Consider the following 26,191-nt stretch of genomic DNA (forward strand, 5'->3'; position numbering starts at 1 on the left):
CTTCGCTATCGCGAAGCCACCCTCTCCCACAAGGGCCCCACAAGGGGGAGAGGGTGCAGCGAGTACGTGGCGCGGACTACTGCGCGATCGACACCGGCGAGAAGTCGATGAACCAGCTCTTCGGCTGCACGACGCCCGTGACCTTCGGGCTCATTGCGCGGGGACCGACATCGTGGGCGACGTAGAGGAAGGCGGCATCGTCGACGGAGGCCGCGTGCAGCTCGGCGAGCGCGGCGTCGCGCGCGGCGGGATCGAAGGTCTGGCGTGCCTTCTTCACCAGCTCGTCGAATTTGGGGTTGTTGATGAAGCCCCAATTGTTCGAGACCGGCGGCGCCATGCCCGATTGCAGGAAGCGCACCAGCGCGAAGAACGGGTCCATCGCCGCATAGGTGACGTTGGTCGCGTTCGAGCCGTTGGCACTTGGATCCTTGGCGCCGCGGCGCCAGTTGGTGAACAGCGTATTCCATTCGATGACGTCGAGCTGCACATCGAAATAGCACTCGGCGAGGGCCTGCTGGAGGTATTCGTTCATCGGCAAAGGCTGCATCTGGCCCGACCCCGACGCGGAGGTCTGCGTCTTCACCTTAAGCTTCTTGTTCGGGCCGAAGCCGGCCTCCTGCATCAGCTTCTGGGCAGCCGCCTTGTCGTACTTGATCTCGAAGCTCGGCTTGCCGCGCCAGGGATGGCCGGGCTCGAAGGTGCCGGTCGCGGGCACCATCAGGCCGGCGAGCAGGCCGTCCTTGAGGCCTTCACGATCGATGCAGAGGTTCGCGGCCTTGCGTACGCGGATGTCGTTCCAGGGCGAGCCCTCAACGCGCGAGAACTGCCACGGCCAGACATGCGGCTGCTCGTTGGCGTAGAGCTTGAAGCCGCGCTGTTTCAGCTCGGGCAGCGCATCCGGCGCCGGTGCTTCGACCCAATCGACCTGCCCGGAGAGCAGAGCCGCGGTTCGCGCGTTCGCCTCCGGCATCGGCAGCAGCACCATCCTGTCGATCTTGGGCACGCGCGCCTTGTCCCAATAGTTCGCGTTCTTGACGAGCTCGAGCCGCTCGCGCGGCGTGAAGCTCGCCATCTTCCACGGGCCGGTGCCGGCGGCGTCCTTGGCGAACGCGGTCCATGCCGCCTGCGACTTCGCCTTGGCGTCGGCGCCTTCCGCCTTGTCGTAGAAGTGCTGCCATTTTGCCGGGCTCGCCATGAAGAGATTGGTGAGGTTGATCGGCAGGAAGCTGTCGGGCTCCTTGGTGGTGAGCTCGACCGTCATGTCGTCGATCTTCTTCGCGGAGGCCAGCGTCGGCATTCGCGAGGCCGTGACGCCGACCTGGCTGGCGTCGAACTGCGGCGCGTCCTGCTTCAGCACCTTCTCGACGTTCCACACCACGGCGTCCGCGTTGAACGGCGATCCGTCGTGGAAGGTGACGCCGGGGCGCAGCTTGAAGACCCATTTGGTCTTGTCGGCATCGTCGACCTTCCACTCGGTCGCAAGGCCGGGAATCACGACGCTCGCCTTGTCGGCAGAGGACAGGTCCCAGCCGGTCAGCGCGTCATACATCGTCAGACCGGTGAAGCGATTGCCTTCAAAACCCTGGTCGGGCTGGCCCAGGGTGCGCGGAATATCGGCAGCGGTCATGCCGATGCGCAGCACGGTCTCGGCGCTGACCGCACGCGGCCATGCAGCCGCCGTCGTTAGAGCCAGCACCGCGATCAGTGCCGCGCGCGTGTTCTTCTTCGTAAGCATCGCCTCAATCCTTTTCCGGCTTCGATGACTATTTTTGATGCAATCGTATGCAATGGCTATGCCAAAGAGAAACTTATTCCGCAATTTGGCCCTGCGACGACAAGTCCTTATGGATCGCAGGCGGGTGCACGTGGCACGCTGCCTATTCTGGCATCAAGATTGCAAGTTTGGTCCTGAAATCCTCTGGGAGCTCTGGACCATGCGTATTCGTCAATCGATTTGTCTCGCCGTGCTTGCGCTGGCGCTGTCCGCAATCTCGGCGCGCGCCGAAACCGTCATACGCTATGGAATCTCGATGGCGGACATCCCGCTGACCACGGGCCAACCCGATCGCGGCGCCGGCGCCTATCAGTTCACGGCCTACACGATCTACGATCCGCTGGTCGCCTGGGAGATGGACGTCGCCGATCGCCCCGGCAAGCTGGTGCCGGGCCTCGCGACCGAGTGGAAGGTGGACGACAACGACAAGACCAAATGGCGCTTCACCTTGCGCAAGGGCGTCAAATTTCACGACGGCAGCGAGTTCAATGCCGACGCGGTGATCTGGAATCTGGACAAGGTGCTCAACGACAAGGCGCCGCAATTCGACAAGCGGCAGAGCGCGCAGGTGAAGACCCGCCTGCCCTCCGTTGCCAGCTACGCCAAGATCGACGATTTCACCGTGGAGATCACCACAAAGACCGTCGATTCCTTCTTTCCCTATCAGATGCTGTGGTTTCTGGTGTCGAGCCCCGCGCAGTACGACAAGCTCGGCAAGGATTGGGACAAGTTCGCCAGCCAGCCCTCCGGCACCGGGCCGTTCAAGCTGACCAAGCTGGTACCGCGCGAGCTCGCTGAACTCAGCAAGAACCCTGACTACTGGAACAAGAAGCGCATTCCGAAGGCCGACAAGATCGTGCTGGTGCCGATGCCGGAAGCGCTGACTCGCACCAATGCGCTGCTTGCGGGACAGGTCGATCTGATCGAGACGCCGGCGCCCGATGCGGTGCCGCAGCTCAAAGCCGCCGGCATGAAACTCGTCGACAACGTCACGCCGCATGTCTGGAATTATCACCTGAGCGTGCTGCCCGGCTCACCCTGGACCGACATCCGCCTGCGCAAGGCGCTGAACCTCGCCATCGACCGCGAGGCCGTGGTCGGTTTGATGAATGGCCTTGCCAAGCCGGCGAAGGGCCAGGTCGATCCGTCCAGTCCGTGGTTCGGCAAGCCGAGCTTCGAGCTGAAATATGATCTCGCCGCCGCCAAGAAGCTGGTCGAGGAAGCCGGCTACTCCAAGGCCAAGCCGCTGAAGACCACCTTCATCATCGCGCAGGGCGGCACCGGCCAGATGCTGTCGCTGCCGATGAACGAATTCCTGCAGCAGAGCTTCAAGGAGATCGGCATCGACATCGACTTCAAGGTCGTCGAGCTCGAGACGCTCTATACGCATTGGCGCAAGGGCGCCGCCGACGAGATGAACGCCGGCATCACCGCCAACAACATCGCCTATGTCACCTCGGACCCGCTCTACGCCATCGTCCGCTTCTTCCATTCCGGCCAGGTCGCGCCCGTCGGCGTCAACTGGGGCGGCTACAAGAACCCGAAGGTGGACGCGCTGATCGACGAGGCCAAGCAGACCTTCGACAGCACCAAGCAGGACGAACTGCTGGCGCAGGCGCATGCGTTGATCGTGGACGATGCCGCGCTGGTCTGGGTCGTCCACGACACCAACCCTCACGCGCTGTCGCCGAAGATCAAGCAGTTCGTGCAGGCCCAGCACTGGTTCCAGGACCTGACGACGATCGGGATGGAGTGAGGGCGGGCGCAGGTGCGGTAGGGTGGGCAAAGCGAAGCGTGCTCACCAATGCGGCGTTTGGAAAGAGTTCGTGGGCACGGCGCAAGTGCGCCTTTGCCCACCTTACGGAGTTGTGGACGTCGTTGGCGTTCGAGCCAATTTGCCGCGTCAACCACCGCTGTCGTCCCGGACGAGCGAAGCGAAGATCCGGGATCCATAGCCACAGGTCGTGGTTTGACGACGGCTCGGAGTTGCCAGCTCGCGCCTTAACCACTCCCTGTGGTTATGGGTCCCTGCTTCCGCAGGGACGACAGCGAGCATGTGGCGCCGGCGACGCCAACATCACCCGCCCCCCTACTTCGTCAGCAGTGCGTACGCTCCGGTCCAATTCTCCGGCGGCGGATTGACCTGGAAATCCTTGATGCGCGCCTCATACAGCTTGAACAGCTTCTCCAGCGTGTCCGCGTCCTCGCTCTTGCGGCCGCGTTCGATCGCATCCAGCGCGCCCTGCCAGTCGCGGCCGCGGTAGCAGCCGAGCATTTCGATGGTGATGTTGCGCAGGCGCTGGAAGGCGCCGGAATGCATCACGTCCTCGCGGCCGGCGATGGCGTAGATCACCTCCGGCTCGCTCTTGCCCTTCACCATGATGAAGTCGAGCTCGAGGATCGCGAACTTGTCCTTGGCGGCGAGCGCGGTGCGGGAGCCGACGATGATCGGAAAGCCGTATTCCTTGGTCTGCCCTTCCAGGCGCGAGGCGAGGTTCACGCTGTCGCCGAGCACCGAATAGTTGAACTTCTGGTCGGACCCCATGTTGCCGACAACACCGATGCCGGTGTTGAGGCCGATGCCGACATTGAGCGGGATGTAGACGTGACCGCCGTCGGCAGCCTCCTGCTCACGCTCCTTGTTGACCTCGTCGATCTTCTCGAGCATGCCGACCGCCGCTTCGCAGGCGTTGATCTCATGCTCGCCGTCGTCGAGCGGCGCATTCCAGAACGCCATGATGGCGTCGCCCATGTATTTGTCGATCGTCCCCTTGCGCGCCCGGATCACGTTCGTGAGCGGCGTGAGGAACCGATTCATCAGCGTGATCAACCCTTGCGGATCGTGCTTGTAACTCTCCGAGATCGAGGTGAAGCCACGCACGTCGGAGAACATGATCGTCATCTCGCGCTCCTCGCCGCCAAGCTTGAGCTTCTCCGGCGTGAGCTGCTCGACCAGCTCCGGCGACAGATATTGCGCGAACATGCCGCGGATCTCCTTGCGCTGGCGCTGCTCGCGCACGAAGCTCGCGAAGATCAGCGTCAGATAGACCGCGGTGGTCGAGAGCAGCGGATAGGTGAAGTCGATGAGGAAGCGGTACTGGGCGTAGAAGAACCAGGACACGCCGATCAGGATGGCGGCGAAGGTCGCACCCGCCAATACGAGGCGCACGGGGCCGAGGTTCGGCGTGAAGATGATGACGAGCAGGCCGATGATCAGCGCCGCGAGCAGCTCGATCCCGAGCGCGTAATTCGGCTGCGAGATCACCGCGCCGCTCAAGACGCTCTCCAGCACCTGGGCATGGATCTCGACTCCCGGCATCGCCCGGGAGACCGGCGTGGTCTTGATGTCGTTCAGGCCGACCGCGGACGTGCCGACCAGCACGAGCTTGCCGGCGATCCTGGCGGGCGGCACGGTGTTGTCGAGCACGTCGGCGGCGGAGACGTAGATCGAGGGGTCCGGGCGGGCATAATGCACCCAGAGCTGCCCGTTCTTGTCGGTCGGAATCTCGACGCCCTTGAGCCGCACGGCGCGCACGCCGGTCTTGTCGGTCCGCACCAGCAGCGTCGGCGTGCCCGTCACCACGCGCAGGATCTCGAGGCTGAGCGAGGGCATGATGTTGCCCTGGGCACGCATGATCATCGGCACGCGGCGGATCAGTCCGTCGCGCTCGGGCCTGATCGTGAACAGTCCGCGGCCGGCCGCGACCTTCTCGATGACGGCGACGTTGCGAAGCAGGCCGGGGAATTCGAACAGGAAGCGCTCGGCGCTCTCCTCCCCGACGGTAGCGACGCCGGTGAAGGGCAGCGATTTGTCGATCTCGGACGAGATCGCCCGCTGTCCGGTCTCGCCCAGCACGACGCGCGAACGCTTGATTGCGTCGGAGAGGACCTGGTCGTTGCTCGGCAGTTCGCGCAGCCTGGCGCGGGTGTCATCGTCCAGATAACGCATCTGGCTCGCGACCTGATCCGGGTTGAGCCGGTCGGCTTCGGAGAACACCACGTCGAAACCGATCGCGACCGCACCGCTGCTGGTGAGGTTCTGGATCAAATCCGCGATCCGCGTCCGCGGCCATGGCCACTGGCCGAGCTTGGCGAGGCTCTTGTCGTCGATGTCGACGATGACGACCGGCCGCGCCGCCTTGTGGCGCGGATCGATCAGCTGGAACATGTCGAAGGTGCGCAGCCGCAATTCCTGGATCGGCAGCGGATCCCACAGGCGCGCGCCGGCGAACACAACCAGCAGCGCAAGGCACATCAGCCGCGCGAAGCCGAACTTTTGCGCAAACCACCGCCGCAGGATCTTGAGACGTTTCATTTCGGTCGAACTTCCTGCCCCGGACCGCGCCGGGCGTGCCGATCATGGAGCGTCGACGGGCGATTGGCTATGGCCCAGCTGCCAAGGCGGATGGATTTTTCGCCGGACTCGATGCCGTGGCCGCGTTGATCAGGTCACGTGGCTGCTGCCGAAGATGAAGTCGCTGGCCTGAAGGTTTCCGACGACGTTCTTCAGCAGGAGCGATTCGTGCTCGGTGAACGGCGCGCCTTCGAACGGACGGACTTGTTGCTGCCACGTGACCAGGATGTCGCCGGATTGCGGGGTGATGCTGAGGTTGGCGATGGAGGTGACATCCGAGAACTGCCTCAGGTCAATCTTGTCGAGGCCGATCTCGAAATCGGTGATGGTATGCGAGAGCTCGGTGACGGGCTGCCCGTTGCCGTCGTACATCAAGCCCGGCGCGAACACGAACTGATCCTTGGCGCCGCCGCCGGTCAGCGTGTCGTTGGTATCGGTCGCGAAGATGACGTCCTTGCCGCTGGTGCCCTCGAGCAGGACCTCCTGACCGGTGTCGCCAGCCTCGTTGAAGATGAAGTTGACGGTGTCGGACAGGCCGGTGGTCTTGTCAGTCACCGTCAGCGTGATCTGTTCGGTGGACGGCGGCTGGGCTTCGGGATCGGAGCTGGCGCCTGTCGGATTGTAGGTGGCGCCTGTCTCGAAGCCCAAATTGATTTCATCAAGCGAGCCGGACGTCGGATAGAAGTCGACCTGGCTGAGGCCCGGATGCGCGGTCGACACCGCGACGTTGAAGTTGTGGGTCTCAGCTCCGGCCTCGATGACCACGAGATTGGTGATGAGGTCGGAGTTGCCCTCGTTGAAGTGCTCGACCTGGAAACTCTCGGTGTTGATGACCGGGCCGTCGGCATCGTCCGTGCCAGTCACGTCCACCGTGAGCGTCGCCGTGCCGGTCGCACCGTGCACGTCCGTGGTCTGAACCGTAAAAATATCCGTATAGGAGCCTTCCGCCAGCGCGTTGATGGCCTCCGCATTGGCAGCGTAACTGTAGCTGCCGTCGGAATTGACCGTCAGCGAGCCGTAGAGTCCCGCAACCGTCGTGGCCGCATGATGATCAGCATTGAGGACGGCGTAGGTGAGCGTCGCCGTCTCGCCGGTATCGGCATCGTGGCCCGCCAGCGTGCCGGTCAGGTCGGCGAAGGTGTCGGGAGCAGCGGTATCCGCGAGCGGACCGATGTGGAGATCGGCCAGCGTCGGCGCGTCGTTGCTGCCGGTGATGTTGACGGTGACGATTGCGCCCGTGCCGGCGCCAACCCCGTCCTCCGGAACAATGGTGTATTGCAGCGACAGCGTCTGGCCGGCGGCGAGGAAATCGAAGGCCTGGCCGCCCGAATTGAATTGCCACGTGAACTGGGCGTGGGTCGCCGTGCCGTCGAGGATGTCGCCGGACGGAACGGAGAGATAGTTCAACAAGGCTTCATGCGACAGCCCGCCGACACTGCCGGTTTGCGTCACGCCGCCAAGGGTCACGTTCAACGCGTCGACCGACACCGTGACGTGATCGGTCGCATCGACGTCGGAGACCGCCAGCACGCCGTGCGCAAGCTGGCCGGCATTGGTTTCGACGAGGTCGGCGCGCGCGCCGCCCGGGCCTGACGTGCTGCTGGCCCAGTCCGCATCGCCCTCGATGGCAAGGCCCTGGGCCGGGTTGGCCGTATTGGAAGCCGTGGTCCCGCTGCCGTCGGCGAGCTGGTAATACCCCGCCAGATTGGCTTCGCTGCCGGTGAGCGCGGTGAAATCGATCGACTGGATCTGCGCCTGCGTGAGCGCGGTGGTCCAGACGCTGACATCGGCGATCGAGCCGAAGAAGCCTTCTGCGCCAAAGCCGGCCGCGTCGGGCCCGCTCGCAGCACCGATCATCATGTAGGAGTGCGACGGATTCGACGGGCTGCCGTCGATCGCGTTGACCGACCAGGCCTGCGAATATTCGAGGTTGCCGTCGAGATAGAGCGTGAAGGTGCCGTTGTCGCGGGTCAGCGCGATGTTGTGCCATTGCGAGGCCGCGAGCGCCACGCCGGTATCGGCGATCTCGACGCCGCCTGCGAGGATCTGCAGCTCCATCGTGCCATCGACATTGACGGTGCCGAGCAGGCCGAAGCCGGTGGTCGAGGTATTGCCGTTGTAGAACAGGATCTGGCCGTGGCCGGGATCGGAGCTCCCGTTCCAGTTCACCCAGCCGTCCAGCGTCACGTCGTTGGACGCGACCGTCGGCACATCGCCGACCGCGATCGTATGGCCGTCGAAATTCATGTAGTCCGACATCACATAGGAAACCGCCGGCGCATCATTGGTGCCGGTGATGGTGACGGTGACGTCCTTGCTGATCTTGCCGCCATGCTGGTCGTCGAACGTGACGGTGTAGACCTGGGTGATGGTCTGCCCTTCCGCCAGCGACTGCAGCACGGGATCGCTGTTGTCGAGCGTGAAGTGCCAGCCCAGCGTCGCGCCGTTGTCGCCGTCGGTGTTGGATTCGGTCACCGACGAATCGATCGAGAAGGTGCCGATATGCGAGCTGGCGCCGAAGCCCGGCAGGTCAGAGCTGACGGACGACGATTTGAACGACCACTCCGCGGTGTGGGTGTCGGTCAGGTCGACATCCTGGATCGCAAGCGTGCCTTCGGCCGTGAGCGAGGCACCGTCGTCCTCGGTCACGGCGCCCTTTGCGGCGTCGGCGTCGCTCGTGATCGTCGGCGCGTCGTTGGTGCCGGTAATGGTGACGGTGACGTCCTTGCTGATCTTGCCGCCATTCTGGTCGTCGAACGTGATGGTGTAGACCTGGGTGATGGTCTGCCCTTCCGCCAGCGACTGCAGCACGGGGTCGTTGTTGTCGAGCGTGAAGTGCCAGTCCAGCGTCGCGCCGTTGTCGGTGTCGGTCGCGGATTCCGACACCGCATCGATCGAGAACGTGCCGATATGCGAGCTGGTCCCGAAGCCCGGCAGATCCGAGCTGACGGACGATGACTTGAACGACCATTCCGCCATGTGGGTGTCGGTGAGGTCGACATCCTGGATCGCCAGCGTGCCGTCGGCCGTGAGCGAGCTGCTGTCATCCTCGGTGACGGCGCCCTTTGCGGCGTCGGCATCGCTCGTGATCGTCGGCGCGTCGTTGACGCCCGTGATCGTCACGGTAACGTCCTCGGTGATAGCGCCACCATGATGATCGTCGAAGGTGACGGTGTAGACCTGCGTGATGGTCTGCCCTTCGGCCAGCGACTGCAGCATCGCGTTGCTGTTGTCGAGCGTGAAGTGCCAACCCAGCGTCGCGCCGTTGTCGGTGTCCGTAGTGGATTCGAGCACCGACGGATCGATCGTGAACGTGCCGAGATTCGTGCTGTCGGCATCGAAGCCCGGCAGAGCCGAGCTGATGGACGACGACTTGAAAGCCGCGCTTGCGGAATGGGTGTCGATCAGGTCGAGATCCTGGATCGCCAGCGTGCCGTCGATCGAGAGCGTCAGGCCTGCGTCCTCGACGACATGACCTGCCGCGGCCTCGGCGTCGCTGGTGATCGTGGGCGCGTCGTTGACGCCGGTGATCGTGACGGTGACGTCCTGGGTGACGGTCGCATTGTGATTGTCGGTGAAGGTGACGGTGTAGACCTGGGTAATGGTCTGACCTTCGGCCAGCGACTGCAGCATCGCATTGCTGTTGTCGAGCGTGAAGTGCCACCCCAGCGTCGCGCCGTTGTTGGTGTCCGTATTGGATTCGAGCACCGACGGATCGATCGTGAAGGTGCCGATATTGGTGTCACCCTCGACAAAGCCGGGCAGATGCGCGTCCGAGGACGACGATTTGAACACCGCGCTCGCGGTATGGGTGTCGATCAGGTCGAGATCCTGAATCGCCAGCACGCCGTCGATCGACAGCGTCAGGCCGGCATCCTCGATCACCTTGCCCGTCGCCGCCGCGTTGCTGCTGGTCACGGTCGGCGCGTCGTTCTTGCCGGTGATGACCACCGTGACGTCCTGGGTGACCGTCCCACCGTGGTGGTCGTCGACCGTCACGGTGTAGACCTGCGTGATGGTCTGACCTTCGGCCAGCGACTGCAGCACCGGATCGTCGTCGTCGAGCGTGAAGGTCCAGCCCACCGAGCCGCGGGAGCTGGCGCCGGGACTCTCGACCACCGGATCGAGCGCGAACGTGCCGATATGCGACGTGCCGTCGGTGAAGCCGGGCAGATGCGCGCTCGAAACCGTCGACTTCAGCGAGAAACTCGCGGTGTGCGTATCGGTGAGATCAGGGTCATTGAAGGCAATGGTGCCGTTGGCCGCGAGTGTGGCCGAATCATCTTCGGTCACCGCACCGGCCGGATTGGTGTCGTCTCCGACGATCGTCGGCACGTCGTTGGTGCCCTCGACGTTGACGTCCGCGCCGTTGATGGACACCGTGATCGGCGTGCTGACGACACCGCCATGCCCGTCGTCGACCTGCACGACGTAGTTGAGGGTCAGCGTCTCGCCTTCGGCGAGGAAGTCGAACAGATGGTCGGGAACGCTGTAGGTCCAGGTGGCCGAGCCGTTGTTGCCGTTCCCCGCGCCCTGCACCACCGTCAACGGCACCTCGACGGCGGCGATCGCCGCGAGCTGCTGCGGCGTCAGCGTCGACGTGATGTCGTGGCCCTGCGCGTCGAGATATTTGAACGGATGGGTGGACGAGAGTGCCGCGCTCACGATCGGCCGGTCGGTCAGATCGACGTCGGTGAAGGTGACCGTGCCGGTGATGGTGTCGAGCGCCTCGTTGCCGGTGCCGACTTTCTCGATGACGGTGCCGCCCGCCGTCGCGACCGTGGGCTTGTCGTTGGTGCCCGTGACCGTGATGGTGATCGGGATGAACTTGCTCTCGGGGTTGACGGCGAAATTGGTGTCGACCCGGACCATATAGGTCAGCGTCAGCGTTTCGCCGGCCGCGAGGAAATCGAAGACGTTGTCCGGGATCGTGTAGGTCCAGACCGCCGAGCCGTTGTTCTCGTTGCCGGCGTCGGGTACGACGCCGATCTGGATCTGCGTCGCCGCGATATCCTGCTTCTGCAGTGCGGAGAGCGAGCCGGTGACGTCGTGCTGGCCGGCATCCTTGTAGACGTAGTTCGGCGCATCAGCGAGGCTGATGCTCACCGTCGGCCGGTCGCCGAGGTTTTGATCGACGAATCTGATCAAGCCGGAAATCGTGTCGCTATGCGTGTCGCCGGTCGTGTCGGCGCGCTCCGTCAACGCGAACGCCGTCTTCACGTTGCCGCTGGCGTCGAAGCTCTGCGCGATCGGCTGGCCGGGGATGCGCGTGGACGACGGTGGGGGCGTGTTGGGCGTCTCAGATCCTTGCGGATTAAGGTTGACGTAGGTTGCGGTCGCGACGGCGCCGGAGCCCGACTTGAACACCACGTCCGTGCTCATCGGCGTGAGCGTGTCGGTGAAGTTCGTGGTCAGCTTGGTGTTGGTGTTGTTGTCGGTGAACTTCAGCGTGAACACGTCCGTGATCAGCTTCTGAATGTCCGGCGACATCAGCGCATTGGAGATCGAGACGTTGCCGCCGCTGATCTGGATCATCTGGCCGGCCTGATTGACCGTCGCGATCGGCAGCAGCGTGATCTTGTCGAACAGGATGTAGGAGCCCGTCGTGCCGTTCGGCTCGACCAGGACCTGGAAGTTCGCCTGCGGCTGCGGATCGCCGCCGCCGGGGGGAACCACGAAATTGATCTGGGTGAGCACGGCGGTGCCGCGGATACCCATGGTGGCGACCGGCGTGTCGATCTTCATGTCGCCATGCTTGGCGGTCTCGCCGGCGACGAAGGTGATGGTGCCGGCGACGAGGCTCAGCAGCGAGGAATTGCTCGACCCGTTGGGGTCGTAGACCATCTCGTTCAGGACCATCCGCGCATTGGAGGACAGGCCGAACACGGTGCCGTCGATGAAGGTGATGCCGAGGGTCGAATCCGCGCCGGTCGAGACCACGTCGCCCTTCTCGACATTGTCGCCGTTGTTCAGGATGACCGAGACGCCGTTGCGGACGGCGGTCGCGCTGCCCACGAGCTTGGTGACGTGGCCGATGACCTGGGCCGCAGTGGCGCCGGGCGCGGCTTGCGCAACCTGCACATGGCCCGTGAGCGCGTTGACGATGTCGCCGGTGAGATGGGCGCCGTCGGGCGAGGCGAGCGCCGCGCGCTTGTCGCCCCGGAAATAATCGTGAACGACGAACTCGTGCCCCTCGTGGGACAGCACGAGATCGAGACCGGTGCGCTTGAATTCGCCGTTGAAGATCAGGTTGGGGTCGGGGACGACGAACGCGCCCTCAGGCACGTGACCATGTGCCTTCGCCGTAAAGGAATCGACATGGGCGTCGGCGGGCGAGCGGGAACCCAGGCCGTCCAAGGAAATCGCGCCGTCAAATTGGCCAGCGTAATTCAACCGGGCACCGTAAAAGGGTTAAAATTTAAGTAAGTATCGACCGCCTAAGCTTGCATAGCATTAGCAAGTCCTTAGGGATACCATCTATTGCTTGTGTGATTTCGCATCACTTGGCCCAAGGAGGCCATGCGGCTGGGCACCGCTAGAGAGAAGCGAAAGTAATCCATCAAATATTCGGAAGTCGAATTCGACCTGATTCCACGCATTTCCAGTCATCCAAAGTAACTTTCCGTATAGTCACGGAGCAGGTACTTGCGTCATCTTTCCTTCGCGAGGTCCCGCGGCATCCTGCGGCAAATACGGAGTTAAATCTGTGACCCAACTAACAGAACCCCATGAAATAGGGGGTCGTTAGCCATGGCATCCAGATTCGGCACTCCCCACAACTTGTGCCTGTAATTGGTTCCATTTCGCGGCAAGAGGACACCTCCTAGCCCGCGAATCGTAAAATTTTACGCAATTTGAGCAGGGGGGTTTCAGCCTGTTCCCCGGTTTTTGGGCCCCCGGCCGGCGCATTAAGCAGAACAAAACGGCCAATCTCGCACTATCTCCGCGAAAGCAACAAAGCCCGGCACGCCGAGGTCGAGGGGGACCTGACGAAGCCTGGGAAGGGGATGTCAGATGGAGACCGCTGCTCGCTCGCGCGCCTGGCGCGCAATCCTTGTCCTGTGCGGACTGGTCCTGCTCGGATCGGCCGCCGAGCTTCGCGCCGGCACATTGTTGTCGCCGGGAGCCGGAATGCTCGTGCGTAAATCCGCCGAGCCGTTCGGCGTGTTCGCCTTCGCCATCTCGTCCGGCAGTCTCCAGCAGAAATGGTCGGACCTGAAGAGCAGGCTCGACGACGACATGGTGCAGCTCGCACTATGCGACGGCGACCGGGACAATTGCGCTTCGCCCGCGGCCCTGAAACTGCTTGGCATCGTCGACCAGGCCCGCGCCCGCGACGGCCGGGCGCGGCTCGGCGAGACCAACCGCGCCGTCAACCTCGCCATCCGGGCCGCCAATGACGGCATTGACGACGTCTGGAGCTCGCCGCTTGCGACCTTCGCCCGCGGCGCCGGCGACTGCGAGGACTACGCCATCGCCAAGCTGGCCGCGCTGCGGCTGGCAGGCATTGCAGCCGAAGACCTTCGTATCGTCGTGGTGCGCGACGTCAGGGCCGGCGAAGAGCATGCGGTTGCCGCAGCAAGGCTCGACGGCCATTGGCTGATGCTCGACAACCGCCGCATGACGATGGTCGAGGATGGCGCTGCGCGGAGCTACCAACCGCTGTTCACACTCTACCAGTCGGCCGTGATGAAGTATGTCGACGAGCCGGTGCAGGTCTCGGTGGCGGCCGCCGAGGCGCGTTGATTCCTTCGGGCGACATTCGCCACAAAGCCATTTCGCCGCGCGATCCCAGACGCTAGCATGGCGCCTTCCATGCGGGGGCGACTGGAATGCGGTTCATCGTGCTGTCTGTGCTTGCGCTGCTGGCGCTCGCCGCTCCCGCGTTCGCACAGTCCGCCCCCTCTCTCGCCGACCGGCTGCCGCTGTTTGCAAAGAACGACTGCCAGCAGATTCGCGACCCCGGCAATCAATTGTTCTGCGGTGATCCCACACTGGCCGCCGCCGCCGAGAAGCTGAGCACGGCCGTCGAGGCGCGCCTTGCCCGTCTGCCCGATCGCCTGCCCGCGATCGAGGAGAATGCGATCTGGATCCGCCAGCGCAATCTCAGCTGCGGCATCGTCGGCCAGACCGCGGTCCGCGCCGACGATTTCGATCGGGTGAAGGCATGCCTGCTCAAGGTGACCGAGGAGCGTGCGGCGATCGTGGGCGACCCTGATTTCGACTGCCTCGCGGCCAACACCGCAGCCGGCGCCCTGATCTGTGCGGACCCTGCGCTGGCGCAAGCCGAGACCGAGCTCAATGGCCAGGTGCGCGCTCTGATCGCCAAGCTGGACCCGACCGCAGCGCGCTTTGCCTTCGCCGAATATGGCAGGTGGACCCGAGAACGCGACCGCAAATGCAATCTCGTCGGCAAGGAGAACGTGCCGCTGCAGGAACTCGAATCCGCGGAAGATTGTCTCGCCGAGCATTTGAAGCGCAGGACCGACGAGATCCGTGCGGCAAAGGGAGACCCCAAAAAGGTGTTCGGCCGGCAGGTCGCGGCCCGCATCCCCGACACCGACGCGGTCGACTTCTGCGCGGCGCGAATCCATGCGGCCAATTCCTGCGGCAATTTCCTCCGCATCAACCGCGTCTACGCGCTCGACAGCCAGGTGACCGAGCGGGAGGCACAGGTCACCGGCGAGATCGAGATGGCCGTGCTGGCGCCTTTCACTGTGTGTAGCAAGGTCGCCTCCACCTGCACCGGCACCTGCTGGGACGCGAGGACCGGTCTTCCGCAGCCAGGCGCCGCCAACAAGGAGCGGGCGGCAGAAGCCTTCAACGTGACGCGGCGCCTGCGCATCCAGCGGACCTTCGCGTTCGTCAAAGCTGCCGACGGCTGGCGCTGCCGCGAGGACGAGCTGGCGCCGGTGAACTCAGGCACGGCAAGCGGGGGATCGTAGGGCGCTTACCCTCCCTTGGAGGGACCCCTGGAGGGGGAGGGTAAGAAAGCATCGTAGGGCAGAGATCCCCCACCCGGCTCCGCTTCGCGAAGCCACCCTCTCCCGCAAGGAGAGAGGGTGCACCGTTCGTGTCGCGAGAGCCGCCCTTCATCAGAACATCAGATTGTCCTTCACCAGCACCCAGCGGCCGCCCTTGACCTGCTGCACCTGGGTGATGGTGTTGGCGAGATGGTCGGTCTTGGAGAATTTGGTCGGCGGCGAGTTGAAGATGTCGAGGAATTTTTCGCCCGACTCCAGCGAGTCCAGCATCTTCTGGCCCGTGAGGTCCTTGCCGGCCTTGGTGGCGTAGAATGCGAACGTCATCATCGCATTGTAGCCGATGATCGCCTGGGTGTTGGCGTCGGTGCCGAACATCTTCTTGTAGTTCACGAGCCAATCCTTGACCTTGCCCTTCGCGGTGTCCTCGTAAGGAATCTCGAAGCCGCTCGCGGCGTAGAGGCCTTCGACGGCCTCCTTGCCGAGCATCGGCACTTCCATCACGTTGGTGGGCGTCGCGCCGAGGAAGGTGACGTCCCAGCCGAGCTTCTTGGCCTCCGTCATGGCGCCGATCGGCTCACGCAACACCGCTCCGAGCACGACGAGGTCGCAGCCGTCGGACTTCATCTTGGCGATCTGCGCGCTGAAATCGGAGGCGCCGCGCTTGTAGCTCGTGATCGAGGCCGGCTGCACCTTCATGGCGGTGAGCTGCTGGTTGAAGCCATCGAGCACGTTTTTGCCGTACTCGTCGTCCTGATGCATGATGCAGGGCTTCTTGAAGTTCTTCCACTCCATCATGTATTTCAGCGCCGCCCGCGTGCTCTCGACATAGGGCAGCAGATTGTTGAACTTGAGCCGCTCCTGCGGCTTGGCCGGATCGAACTTGAAGGTGAACTCGGCCGCCGTCAGCGGAAAGAGCTGAAGCACGCCGGCGTCGAGCAGGATGTCCTGCGCCGCGAGCACGGTGGGCGATCCCATCGCTCCGACCATCGCGAAGATCTTGTCGCGCTCGATCAGCTTCTGCGACGCCAGCACGGCCTTCTTCGGATCGTAGCCGCTGTCCTCGACCACCAGGCGGATCTTGCGGCCGTTGACGCCGCCCGCCGCGTTGATCTCCTCGACCGCCATCTTCATGCCGTTGGAGACCGGCACGCCCCAGCCCTTGATGGGACCTGAGAGATCCTGGTGAGTGCCGACGACGATCTCGCTTGCCGAGATGCCCTCGTTGGTGACCTTGGTTTGCGCCGCGGCCGGCAGACAGGTGAGCACCACGGCACTCACAGCAAGGCCGAACGCGTTGAACGATTTCGACATTGACGTCTCCTCTCCTAAAGGGCCCGTGTTACGCGGAGGGCGGGGGCCGTCGCTCCTTCGCTTTCTCAAATCCGACTTTTCTTTCTTGCGCATGCCCCTTCCCGGAAAACCGGTTCCCACTTTTCCGGGGCGTGCGCATGCGTCACGCCACGGCGCGCTGGCGATACATCGCTTCGATCTCGGCGGCATAGCGCTTGTTCACGAAGCCGCGTTTCAGCTTCATGGTCGGCGTCAGCTCCTCGTCCTCCGGCGTGAGCTGACGCTCGATCAGGTAGAACTTCTTGATGGTTTCGACGCGGGCGAAATTGCCGTTGACCTGTTCGATCTCGCGGCCGATCAGGTCCTGGATCTCCATGGCCCGGCACAGGCTGGCGTAATTGGTGAAGGGAATGTCGTGGTCCTGAGCGAACTTCTCGACGTTCTCCTGGTCGATCATGACGAGGCAAGTGAGATACGGCCGCTTGTCGCCGATCACGACGGCATCCGAGATGTAAGGCGAGAATTTGAGCTGGTTCTCGATCTCGGACGGCGTGATGTTCTTGCCGCCTGATGTGATGATGATGTCCTTCATCCGGTCGGTGATGCGGACGAAACCTTCATTGTCGATGGTGCCGACGTCGCCGGTGTGCAGCCAGCCGCGGGAATCGATGGTCTCGGCGGTCTTCTCCGGCTGATTCAGATAGCCCATGAACAGGAAGTCGCCCCTGATCAGAATCTCGCCCTCGGGCGACAGCGCGACCTCCCCCCAGGGCACGGCGGTGCCGACCGAGCCGAGCTTGACGCGCTCTGCCGGCATCATGGTGGCGACACCGCAATTCTCGGTCTGGCCGTACAGCTCGTGCATGTCGATGCCGAGCGCGAGATACCAGCGGATCAGCTCCGGCGCGATCGGCGCTGCGCCGGTGAAGGCGATGCGGCAGCGGTCGAGCCCCATCATGCGGCGGATGTTGCGGAATGCGACGCGATAGGCGACGCGGCTTGCGAGCCGCAGCGACAGCGGCGGCTTTTTGCCCTCGAGCCTGTAATCGACCGTGCGGTAGCCGATGTCGATGGCGCGGCGATAGACCCATTGCTGCAGCGGCGTCGCATCCTTCAGGGCGATGGTGATGGCGGAATAGAATTTTTCCCAGATCCGCGGCACCGCGAGGAAGATGGTCGGCTGCACTTCGCGCAGATTGTCCGGCACGGTCTCCGGGCTCTCGGCGAAATTCATCACGGAGCCGAGCGCGACCGAGATGTAATAGCCGCCGATGCGCTCGGCGACGTGGCAGAGCGGCAGGAAGATCAGGCGATCCTCGTCCTCCTGCGCCGGGATGAAGTCATTGGCGTGCCGCATCTGGTGCGTGACGCTGAGATTGGCGTGCATCGCGCCCTTGGGCGGGCCGGTGGTGCCGGAGGTATAGACGAGGATGGCGAGATCGCCGGCACTGCGGCTGTCGATCATCTCCTGCCACAGCGCCTCGCGGCCGACCATGTGATTGCGGCCGAGCGCGCGGAACTCGTCGAGCGACATCACCATATCGTCGGTGAAACCGCTGAGCCCCTCCATGTCGAACACGATGATCTTCTGCAGGCTCGGGCAGCGCCCGCGGCAGGCGAGGATCTTGTCGAGCTGCTCTTCGTCCTCCGCGAAGATGACTTTCGTTCTGGAATCGTTGACGAGATATTCGACCTGCGACGAGGCGTCGGTCGGATAGATGCCCGAGGAGACGCCGCCCGCGCAGAGGACGCCCATGTCGGCGTGAACCCATTCCGGGATGGCGTTGGCGATGATGGAGGCGACGTCGCCGGGCCGGAAGCCCGAGGCATGAAGCGCGTAGGCGATCTCCTTGGAGATCTCCAGCCATTCGCGCCAGCTGGTCGGCTGCCAGATCCCGAACTTCTTCTCGCGGATCGCCGGCCTGTCGCCCCGCGTCTCGGCGGCGCGCAAAAAGCTCTTTGCGATCGTATCAGCGACCGTCAGCACCGCCGTTCGGGCCATGCGCCTCTCCTCCCTGTCGCCTGCCTCCGCTGCCTGCCTTGCCGGCGGTCTAAATTTGCGGATGGCAGGCTCATCTTACTGCCAGCTTGTCCTCACCGCCACGTCTTCTTCTTTTTCCAGCGCCGCTCGCCTCGCGCACCCGCTTCCTTGGCGCCAAGGTAGAACTCCTGGATGTCCTGGGAATGCATCAAGCGGTCGCAGCTGTCGTTCATGACGATGCGGCCGATCTCGAGCACATAGCCGTAATGCGCGGTCTCCAGCGCCACCTTGGCATTCTGCTCGACCAGCAGGATCGACATGCCCTGCTCCTCGTTGACGCGCCGGATGATGGTGAAGATCTCCTTCACCAGCAGCGGCGAGAGGCCGAGCGAGGGCTCGTCGAGCAACAGCAGCGTCGGCCGGTTCATCAGTGCGCGTCCGATCGCGAGCATCTGCTGCTCGCCGCCCGAGAGCTGTCCGGCCGGCTGGTTGATGCGCTCCTTCAGGCGCGGGAAATAGCCGTAGACCCGCTCCAGATCGTCAGCGACGCCGTCGCGATCCTTGCGCGGATAGGCGCCCATCATCAGGTTCTCGCGCACGGAGAGGAACGGGAACACCTCGCGCCCCTCCGGCACATGGCTGAGGCCGAGCCGCACGATGCGGTCGGCCTCCATGCGCTGGATCGGCTTGCCCAGGAATTCGATCGAGCCCTTCTGCGGATCGAGAATGCCAGAGATCGTCTTCAGCACCGTGGTCTTGCCGGCGCCGTTCGCCCCCAGCAGCGTCACGATGCGGCCGCGCGGCACCTCCAGCGAAATGCCGCGGATCGCCATGATCGGCCCGTAATAGCTCTCGATGTTGGAGAGCTTGAGGATGACATCAGGCGTCACGGCAGCGTCCATGCGTCAGGCTCCCAGATACGCGGCGACGACATCAGGGTGCTGCTGCACCTCGGCGGGCGAGCCCATGGCGAGCACCCTTCCGTAGTTCAGCGCGATGACGCGATCGGAGACGCGGTTGACCAGCGACATGTCGTGCTCGACCATCAGCACGGTGATCCCCAGCTCGCTCTTCATGTCGCGGATCCAGAACGACATGTCGTCGGTCTCCTCGACATTGAGGCCGCTTGACGGCTCGTCGAGCAGGATCAACTTCGGCTCGGAGCACAGCGCGCGCGCCAGCTCGATCACCTTGCGCACGCCGTAAGGCAGGCCGGAAATCAGCTTGTCGCGATAGGGTTCGAGATCGAGGAATTCAATGACCTGCTCGACCCGGCGCCGGTGCACCTTCTCGTTGGCGCGCACGCTCGGCAGGAACAGCAGCTCTTGCCAGAGCTGCGTGGTCGAATGCCGATGGCGGCCGACCAGCAGGTTGGAGAGCACGGTGGCGTTCTCGAACAGCTCGATGTTCTGGAAAGTACGGGCGATGCCGAGCTTGGCGATGTCGTAGGGCGGCTCTTCCGTGATGTCCTGGTCCTCGAAGAAGATGCGGCCCGAGGTCGGCCGGTAGATCCGCGAGATCAGATTGAAAATCGAGCTCTTGCCCGCGCCGTTGGGACCGATGATCGACAGGATCTCGCCCTTCTCGACCGCGAAGGACACGGCATCAACGGCCTTGAGGCCCCCGAAATGCAACGACAGATTCTCGGCGCGGAAATAGCTCATCGGTTCCGCTCCGACTTCACGTAGATCTTCTGCCGCTTGAAGGTGGCGCGCTTGTAGAGCGGGAACAGCTGGAAGAAGAGCTTGATCTTGAGCCAGCGGCCGTAGAGCCCGAGCGGCTCGAACAGCACGAACAGCACGATGATGATGCCGTAGATCGCGCCCTTCAGGCCATTGAGCGAGGCAAAGGCGGCGACGTTCGACTTGATGCTTCCCGCGGCGGCCGGACCGGCGCCGAACGTCGCGGCGATGCCGGCGATCATGCCGGGCATGTCGTCTTTCAGATAGGTCAGGAACGGATCGATCATCACGATGAAGATCGCGCCCAGCACCGCGCCGTGCAGGCTGAAGGTGCCGCCGATCAGGATCACGATGATGAACTCGATCGAGAGCTGCAGCGTGAACATCTCCGGCGAGATGAAGGACAGCTTGTGCGCGAACAGGACGCCGGCAAAGCCGGTGATCGCCGCCGAGATCGCAAAGGACTTCACCTTGTAGAGCGCGACATTGACCCCCATGCTGCGCGCCGCCGTCTCGCTGTCTCGGATTGCGACGAAGGCGCGCCCTGTCGGCGAACGAAGCAGATTGAGCGTGCCGACGATGGTCAGCACCAGAACGGCCAAGCAGAGATAGTAGAAGGTCGGACTGTCGCGCGGCACGGTGACGCCGAGCAGCGACAGCGTCTTGACCCGCATGCCCTCGTTGCCGTTGGTGACGCTCTCCCAGCGCGCCAGGATCTCCTCGACGATCAGGGCAAAGGAGATGGTGGCAATGACGAGGTAGATGCCGGTCAGGCGCAGGGCGGGAAAGCCGACCATCGCGCCGATGATGCCGGTCAAGCCTCCGGCGGCGAGGAAGTAGACCGGGAACGGCACGTTGTATTTCTGCAAATAGGCCGCCGTGTAGGCCCCGATGGCGAGAAATGCAGCATGCCCAAGCGAGGCTTGGCCGGTGAAGCCGGTCAGGATCAGAAGCGCGACGCCTACGGTTGCATAGATGCAGACGAAGACGAGCTGGCTCATCAGATAGCTGGAGAGCATATAGGGCGCGATCAGCAGCACCGCGAGCAGGATGCCGTAGGAGACCAAATAGCCCGAATGCGGAAACAGCCTGATGTCGTCCTCATAGTCGGTCTTGAACAGGAAGCGCATGGCGTTCAGACCTTCTTGCGGACGTGATGGCCGAACAGGCCTTCGGGCTTCAGCAGCAGCACGGCGAGCAGCACGATGTAAGGTGCGACGTCCTTCCAGCCTTCGGGCAGGTAGAACCCTGCCATGCTCTCGATCACGCCGATCAGGACGCCGCCGACCACGGCGCCCGGGATCGAGCCGAAGCCGCCGAGCACGGCGGCGGGAAACGCCTTCAGGCCGAGCACGAGGCCGACATTGGAATGGATGAAAGTGATCGGCGCCAGCAGCACGCCGGCGCAGGTCGCGACCGCCGCGCTGATCGCCCAGACCACCGACACCACGCGCTTGACCGGAATGCCCATGTAATAGGCGGCGAGCATGTTCTCGGAGCTGGCGCGCATCGCGGTGCCGAGCGTGGTCTTGTTGAAGAACAGCCAGAGCAGCGTGCACAGGATCATCGTCGCCGCGATCACCGACAGCTTGTCATAGGCGAGCACCAGCGATCCGATCCGCAGCACGCCCTGGCTGAACGGCGTCTCGATCTTCAGATCGTCCGTACCCCAGATCATGCCGGCGATCGAGCGCAGGAAATAGCCGAGACCGATCGTCGCCATGATGATGGAGAATTGCGGATAGCCGAGGATCGGCCGTACCACCACGCGCTCGGCCAGCATGCCGAACAGCGCCATGGCCGCCACCGCACCGGCGAAGCCGATCCAGTAGTTCAGGCCCATCATGCCGATGAAGGTGAAGGCGAAGAAGCCGCCGAGCATCATCAGATCGCCCTGGGCGAAATTGACGACCTCGGTGGCCTTGTAGACGAGCACGAAGCCGAGCGCGATCAGGCCGTAGACGCAGCCGAGCGCAACACCGCTGACCAGCTGCTGAACGAAATCCAGCATCGCCGCGCTTCCTCCCGATGCAACGGCGCCTCTTTTGGCCGCCTTGCCGCATCTTGTGTCCAGTCGCTACGCAGTCGTTTCGCCGCGTTAGCTCCATTTGTCCGGAACCAATTCAGCCTGAACCGCTGAGCGCTGTCAACAAACGGTGACTTGCACGGTGACTTGCCTTTAGTCCAACCCGTATGCCGGAATTTGCTGCTGCGCGATTCACGGTGCCGAAACATCTTCAGGTCATGGTCGCGAGCGATGCAAAACCGGATGGTGTGGCCGTCATGAAGCCGGACAGCTCCGCGCTGGACGTTAAGGGGTTAACGAAGCGTTTTGACCGCCTGGCGGTCGACGGCCTCGATCTCACCATTCACGCCGGTGAATTCTACGCCCTGGTCGGCCCCAACGGCGCCGGCAAGACCACCACTTTGCGCATGGTTGCGGGCCTGCTGCGTCCCGACGCCGGTGCAGTCTCGATCTTCGGTATCGATGCGCTCCAGAGTCCCGTCGCCGCCAAGCAGGTGATGGCATGGGTCTCGGACGAGCCCATGATCTACGACAAGCTGACCCCGCTCGAATATCTCGAATTCGTCGCCGGCCTCTGGGGCATCGCGCCGTCGGTTTCGCAGCCCGTCGCGCAGGACCTGCTGGAGTCGCTCGGCCTCGCGCCGCATCGTCACGAACGCTGCGAGGGCTTTTCCAAGGGCATGCGCCAGAAAGTCGCGCTCGCAGGCGCGCTGGTGCACGATCCCCGCCTCATCATCCTCGACGAGCCGTTGACGGGGCTCGATGCGGTCTCCGCCCGCCATGTGAAGGGCCTGCTCAGCGAACGCGTCCGCGCCGGCTGCACCGTCATCATGACCACGCATATTCTCGAAGTGGCCGAACGGATGGCCGACCGCATCGGCGTGATCGCCTCGGGTCGCCTCGTCGCCGAGGGCACGCTGACCGAATTGCGCCAGCAAAACGGCCATGCCGACACCAGCCTGGAGGATCTCTTCATCGCGCTGGTGACGCTGCCGGAAGCGGCATGAGCTCGGCAACCGCGCTGTCCTGGTTCGCCCGCCACGAGCTCCGGCTCGCCTGGCGCGAATGGTTCGCCATGATGACCGGCGGGCGGCGCAAGCGGACGCGCGCCGCCATCATCGGCCTTCTCTGTTTCGCCGCTCTGCTGCACCTGCCGGCCTGGGCGGTGATCGGCCGTTTCGCCGATCTGCAACTGCCGCTCGACAAATCCTCGCTGATCGTGATCTCGGCGACGATCTTCCTGGCCTGGACCTTGATGCTGTCACAGGCAATCGAATCCGTGACGCGGGTGTTCTACGCCCGCGCCGATCTCGACCTGATCATGTCCTCGCCGGCGACACTGGCCAATCTGTTCTCCGTCCGCATCGCCTCGATCGCGCTGTCCGTCACCGCGATCGCAGTGCTGTTCTCGACGCCCTTCATCGACGTGCTCGTGATCGGCGGAGGGCCGCGCTGGCTCGCGGCGTTCGGCGTGGTGGTTGCGATGGGCCTGTCGGCCGCGGCGATCGCGATCGCCGTCACCATCCTGCTGTTTCGCCTGATCGGCCCGGCGCGGACGCGCCTGATCGCCCAGATCCTCGCCGCGATCATCGGCGCCGGCTTCGTGATCGCGCTCCAGGTCGCGGCGATCATGTCCTACGGCACGCTGTCGCGCTTCACCATCCTGACCTCGGGCAGCGTCGTCGCCTACGCGCCGGATGCCGACAGCATCTGGTGGTGGCCGGCGCGGGCGGTGATGGGCGACAGCAAGGCCCTGCTGCTGCTTCTGGCGCTCGCCCTGGTGCTGCTCGGAAGCGTCATGGCGATGTTCTCGCACCGCTTTGCCGACACCGCGATCGATGCCGCGGCCTATGGCAGCCCCGGCAGCAGGCGCGCGAAGGAGCGCCCGTTCCGCGGCGGGTCGCGGCAGCAGGCGCTGCGGCGCAAGGAGTTTTCGCTGCTCTGGCGCGATCCCTGGCTGATCTCGCAGACGCTGATGCAGCTGCTCTATCTGGTGCCACCGGCCTTGCTGCTCTGGCGCAATTTTGCCGACAGCTCCGCGGCGCTGACACTGATCACGCCCGTGATCGTGATGGCGGCCGGACAGCTTGCCGGCGGACTTGCCTGGCTGACGATCTCGGGCGAGGACGCCCCCGATTTGGTCGCGACCGCGCCGCTGACGCCGTCCGGCGTCATCCGCGCCAAGATCGAGGTGGTGCTGATCGCGATCACCGTCATCTTCTGCCCGCTGGTTGCGACACTCGCTATCGCCTCACCTTACCAGGCCGCGGTCAGCGCCGCCGCGATCATCATCAGCGCGGCCTCGGCGACCGCGATCCAGCTCTGGTTCCGGGTCCAAGCCCGGCGCAGCCAATTCCGCCGCCGCCAGACCTCGTCGCGGCTGGCGACCTTCGCCGAAGCTTTCTCCTCGATCGGCTGGGCCGCCAGCGCCGCGCTGCTGCTCGCGCTGCCGATCGCCGGCCTCATCTGCGGACTGATCACCGCAGGTCTCGTCGCGATCACCTGGAAGTTCAGCCCAAAACGCGAGCAATAGGTGCGACACTGACGCGTTGTTGATCCCACCCCATTGGCGAGACGCTGCATTGCACGCTAGACTTCGCCGTGAAGTCATCGGGGACGGATCCATGCGGCGACTGGTTTCGGCGGCTCTGGCGCTGTTCGGCGCATTTCTGACCCCTACCCTCGCCCAGCAGCCCCAGCGCAGCGAATGCCTGGCGATGGCCAACGCGACACCGCGCGCCGTGCCCGTTGCATTCCGGCAGGCGGCGACCGCGGCGGAGGTCGAGATCACCTATGCCGGCCACTCCACCTATTTCATCGACACGCCCGGCGGCCTGCGCATTGCGACCGATTACAGCGGCGCCTATCAGGTGGGACGGCTCCCCGACGTCGTGACCATGAACCGGGCCCACAGCACGCACTACTCGCTGTTTCCCGACAAAGGCATTCCCCACGTGCTGCACGGCTGGAGCGATGACGGCAAGCCGGCGATCGTGTCGAAGCGCATCAGTGACACCTTCATCCGCAACGTCACCACCGACATCCGCCGCTATTTCGGCGACGATGCCGGCACCGACATGATCCGCGACGGCAATTCGATCTTCATCTTCGAGGTCGCCGGCCTCTGCATCGGCCATCTCGGCCACCTCCACCACAAGCTCGACGACAGCCATTTCGCCCAGATCGGGCGGCTCGATATCGTGATGGTGCCGATCGACGGCACCTACACCATGTCGCTGGGCGGCATTTCCGAGATCACCAAGCGCCTGCGCTCCTCGGTGGTGCTGCCGATGCACCGCTTCGCCACTCCGCTCGACGACTTCATGCAGCGGATCGGCCAGGAGTTCGAGATCGACCGGCGCACCGGACGGTCTTTCCGGATGTCGCGGGATGCACTGCCGTCGAAGCCGACGGTGATCATCCTCGACGGCGTCTGAGGCGCAATTTTCTCCAAGCCTTCTGCCGCCCTTCGGTGCTGTTCTCCTCGCCAGAGGAGATCGACATGACCGATTTTGCGAGATTGTTGCACGCCGATGGTCCGAATGCGGAACACGCCGCGGCGCTGCAGCTCTACGGCCGCTTCGTCGGCGACTGGGACGCCGAGATCACGGCGCATGGCCCCGACGGGACGAAACACATAGCGCCCGGCGAAATCCATTTCGGCTGGGTGCTGGAGGGCCGCGCCGTGCAGGATGTCTGGATCATCCCCCGGCCCGCAGGCGCGCCGGCCTTTCCGATCGCCGGCAATTGGTACGGCACGACGCTACGGGTCTACGATCCCACCATGTCCGCATGGCGGATCTGCTGGTTCGATCCCGCGCGCTGCGTGTTCCGCCAGCAGATCGGCCGTCCGCGCGGACAGGACATCGTGCAGGAGGGAACGACTGAGGTCGGCGAACTGACGCGCTGGAGCTTTACCGAGATCACCACCGATTCCTTCCATTGGCTCGGCGAGGCCAAGCCGCCCCCCGCGACCGATTGGCGGCTGACGGTCGACGTAAGGGCGAGGCGGCGGAAGGGCTGACCGAGGCACCGCTGTGCTCGCGAAGACGGGTGCGGTTGCGCAACGCGCGCAGCTGCAGGACGATATGAGGTGTTAG

General features: G+C 64.0%; 16 protein-coding genes. 7 read left to right on the forward strand and 9 right to left on the reverse strand.

Going from position 1 to position 26,191, the window contains the following annotated elements; genetic code table 11:
* Positions 1–76: 76 nt before the first annotated feature.
* On the reverse strand, positions 77–1,735 hold the full coding sequence (locus Q0743_RS05800) for an ABC transporter substrate-binding protein (protein ID WP_298240623.1): 1,659 nt from the start codon (positions 1,733–1,735) through the stop codon (positions 77–79).
* Between the two features lie 199 nt (positions 1,736–1,934).
* Between Q0743_RS05800 and Q0743_RS05805 the strand changes: the two genes are divergently transcribed.
* Positions 1,935–3,530, forward strand: coding sequence for an ABC transporter substrate-binding protein (locus Q0743_RS05805; RefSeq protein WP_298240624.1), 1,596 nt, complete (start codon positions 1,935–1,937; stop codon positions 3,528–3,530).
* Between the two features lie 333 nt (positions 3,531–3,863).
* Here Q0743_RS05805 and Q0743_RS05810 read toward each other — a convergent pair whose 3' ends face one another.
* Positions 3,864–6,089 (reverse strand): CHASE2 domain-containing protein, encoded by a 2,226-nt coding sequence (locus Q0743_RS05810; protein ID WP_298240625.1) that lies wholly within the window; start codon positions 6,087–6,089, stop codon positions 3,864–3,866.
* 129 nt (positions 6,090–6,218) lie between these two features.
* Positions 6,219–12,485 carry a VCBS domain-containing protein gene (locus Q0743_RS05815; protein ID WP_298240626.1) on the reverse strand — a complete coding sequence of 2,089 codons (6,267 nt, stop codon included), beginning with the start codon at positions 12,483–12,485 and terminating at the stop codon, positions 6,219–6,221.
* Positions 12,486–13,142: 657 nt separating this feature from the next.
* Between Q0743_RS05815 and Q0743_RS05820 the strand changes: the two genes are divergently transcribed.
* Together Q0743_RS05820 and Q0743_RS05825 are read left to right on the forward strand one after the other, a co-directional pair.
* Positions 13,143–13,874, forward strand: coding sequence for a transglutaminase-like cysteine peptidase (locus Q0743_RS05820; RefSeq protein ID WP_298240627.1), 732 nt, complete (start codon positions 13,143–13,145; stop codon positions 13,872–13,874).
* A gap of 86 nt (positions 13,875–13,960) precedes the next feature.
* Complete coding sequence (locus tag Q0743_RS05825) at positions 13,961–15,073, forward strand: lysozyme inhibitor LprI family protein (protein ID WP_298240628.1); 1,113 nt, start codon at positions 13,961–13,963, stop codon at positions 15,071–15,073.
* Positions 15,074–15,223: 150 nt separating this feature from the next.
* Here the strand turns inward: Q0743_RS05825 and Q0743_RS05830 are convergent, their stop codons facing one another.
* From Q0743_RS05830 to Q0743_RS05855, 6 genes are all read right to left on the reverse strand, one after another.
* Complete coding sequence (locus tag Q0743_RS05830) at positions 15,224–16,423, reverse strand: ABC transporter substrate-binding protein (RefSeq protein ID WP_298240629.1); 1,200 nt, start codon at positions 16,421–16,423, stop codon at positions 15,224–15,226.
* 142 nt (positions 16,424–16,565) lie between these two features.
* The gene (locus tag Q0743_RS05835) at positions 16,566–18,404 is read right to left on the reverse strand and encodes a long-chain fatty acid--CoA ligase (RefSeq protein ID WP_298240630.1); all 1,839 of its coding nucleotides are present in this window, start codon (positions 18,402–18,404) and stop codon (positions 16,566–16,568) included.
* 92 nt (positions 18,405–18,496) lie between these two features.
* Positions 18,497–19,285, reverse strand: a complete 789-nt coding sequence (locus Q0743_RS05840) for an ABC transporter ATP-binding protein (protein ID WP_298240631.1) — start codon at positions 19,283–19,285, stop codon at positions 18,497–18,499.
* A gap of 3 nt (positions 19,286–19,288) precedes the next feature.
* Complete coding sequence (locus tag Q0743_RS05845; protein ID WP_104465037.1) at positions 19,289–20,047, reverse strand: ABC transporter ATP-binding protein; 759 nt, start codon at positions 20,045–20,047, stop codon at positions 19,289–19,291.
* Positions 20,044–21,195 carry a branched-chain amino acid ABC transporter permease gene (locus tag Q0743_RS05850; protein WP_298240632.1) on the reverse strand — a complete coding sequence of 384 codons (1,152 nt, stop codon included), beginning with the start codon at positions 21,193–21,195 and terminating at the stop codon, positions 20,044–20,046. The genes Q0743_RS05845 and Q0743_RS05850 overlap by 4 nt, the downstream gene beginning before the upstream one ends.
* 5 nt (positions 21,196–21,200) lie before the next feature.
* A complete protein-coding gene (locus Q0743_RS05855; RefSeq protein WP_097662161.1) occupies positions 21,201–22,076 on the reverse strand; it encodes a branched-chain amino acid ABC transporter permease in 876 nt (291 codons plus the stop codon).
* 272 nt (positions 22,077–22,348) lie between these two features.
* Between Q0743_RS05855 and Q0743_RS05860 the strand changes: the two genes are divergently transcribed.
* The 4 genes from Q0743_RS05860 (at position 22,349) to Q0743_RS05875 (ending at position 26,115) form a co-directional block, all read left to right on the forward strand.
* Positions 22,349–23,098 (forward strand): ABC transporter ATP-binding protein, encoded by a 750-nt coding sequence (locus Q0743_RS05860; protein WP_298240663.1) that lies wholly within the window; start codon positions 22,349–22,351, stop codon positions 23,096–23,098.
* Positions 23,095–24,624: a permease gene (locus tag Q0743_RS05865; RefSeq protein ID WP_298240633.1), complete on the forward strand. Its 1,530-nt coding sequence runs from the start codon at positions 23,095–23,097 to the stop codon at positions 24,622–24,624. Before Q0743_RS05860 ends, Q0743_RS05865 begins: the two co-directional genes overlap by 4 nt.
* Positions 24,625–24,715: 91 nt before the next feature.
* Positions 24,716–25,528 carry an MBL fold metallo-hydrolase gene (locus Q0743_RS05870; protein ID WP_298240634.1) on the forward strand — a complete coding sequence of 271 codons (813 nt, stop codon included), beginning with the start codon at positions 24,716–24,718 and terminating at the stop codon, positions 25,526–25,528.
* A 65-nt stretch (positions 25,529–25,593) separates the two neighbouring features.
* On the forward strand, positions 25,594–26,115 hold the full coding sequence (locus Q0743_RS05875; protein WP_298240635.1) for a hypothetical protein: 522 nt from the start codon (positions 25,594–25,596) through the stop codon (positions 26,113–26,115).
* The last annotated feature ends 76 nt before the right edge of the window (positions 26,116–26,191 follow it).

The organism is uncultured Bradyrhizobium sp., from assembly GCF_936943645.1.
GTDB lineage: Bacteria > Pseudomonadota > Alphaproteobacteria > Rhizobiales > Xanthobacteraceae > Bradyrhizobium.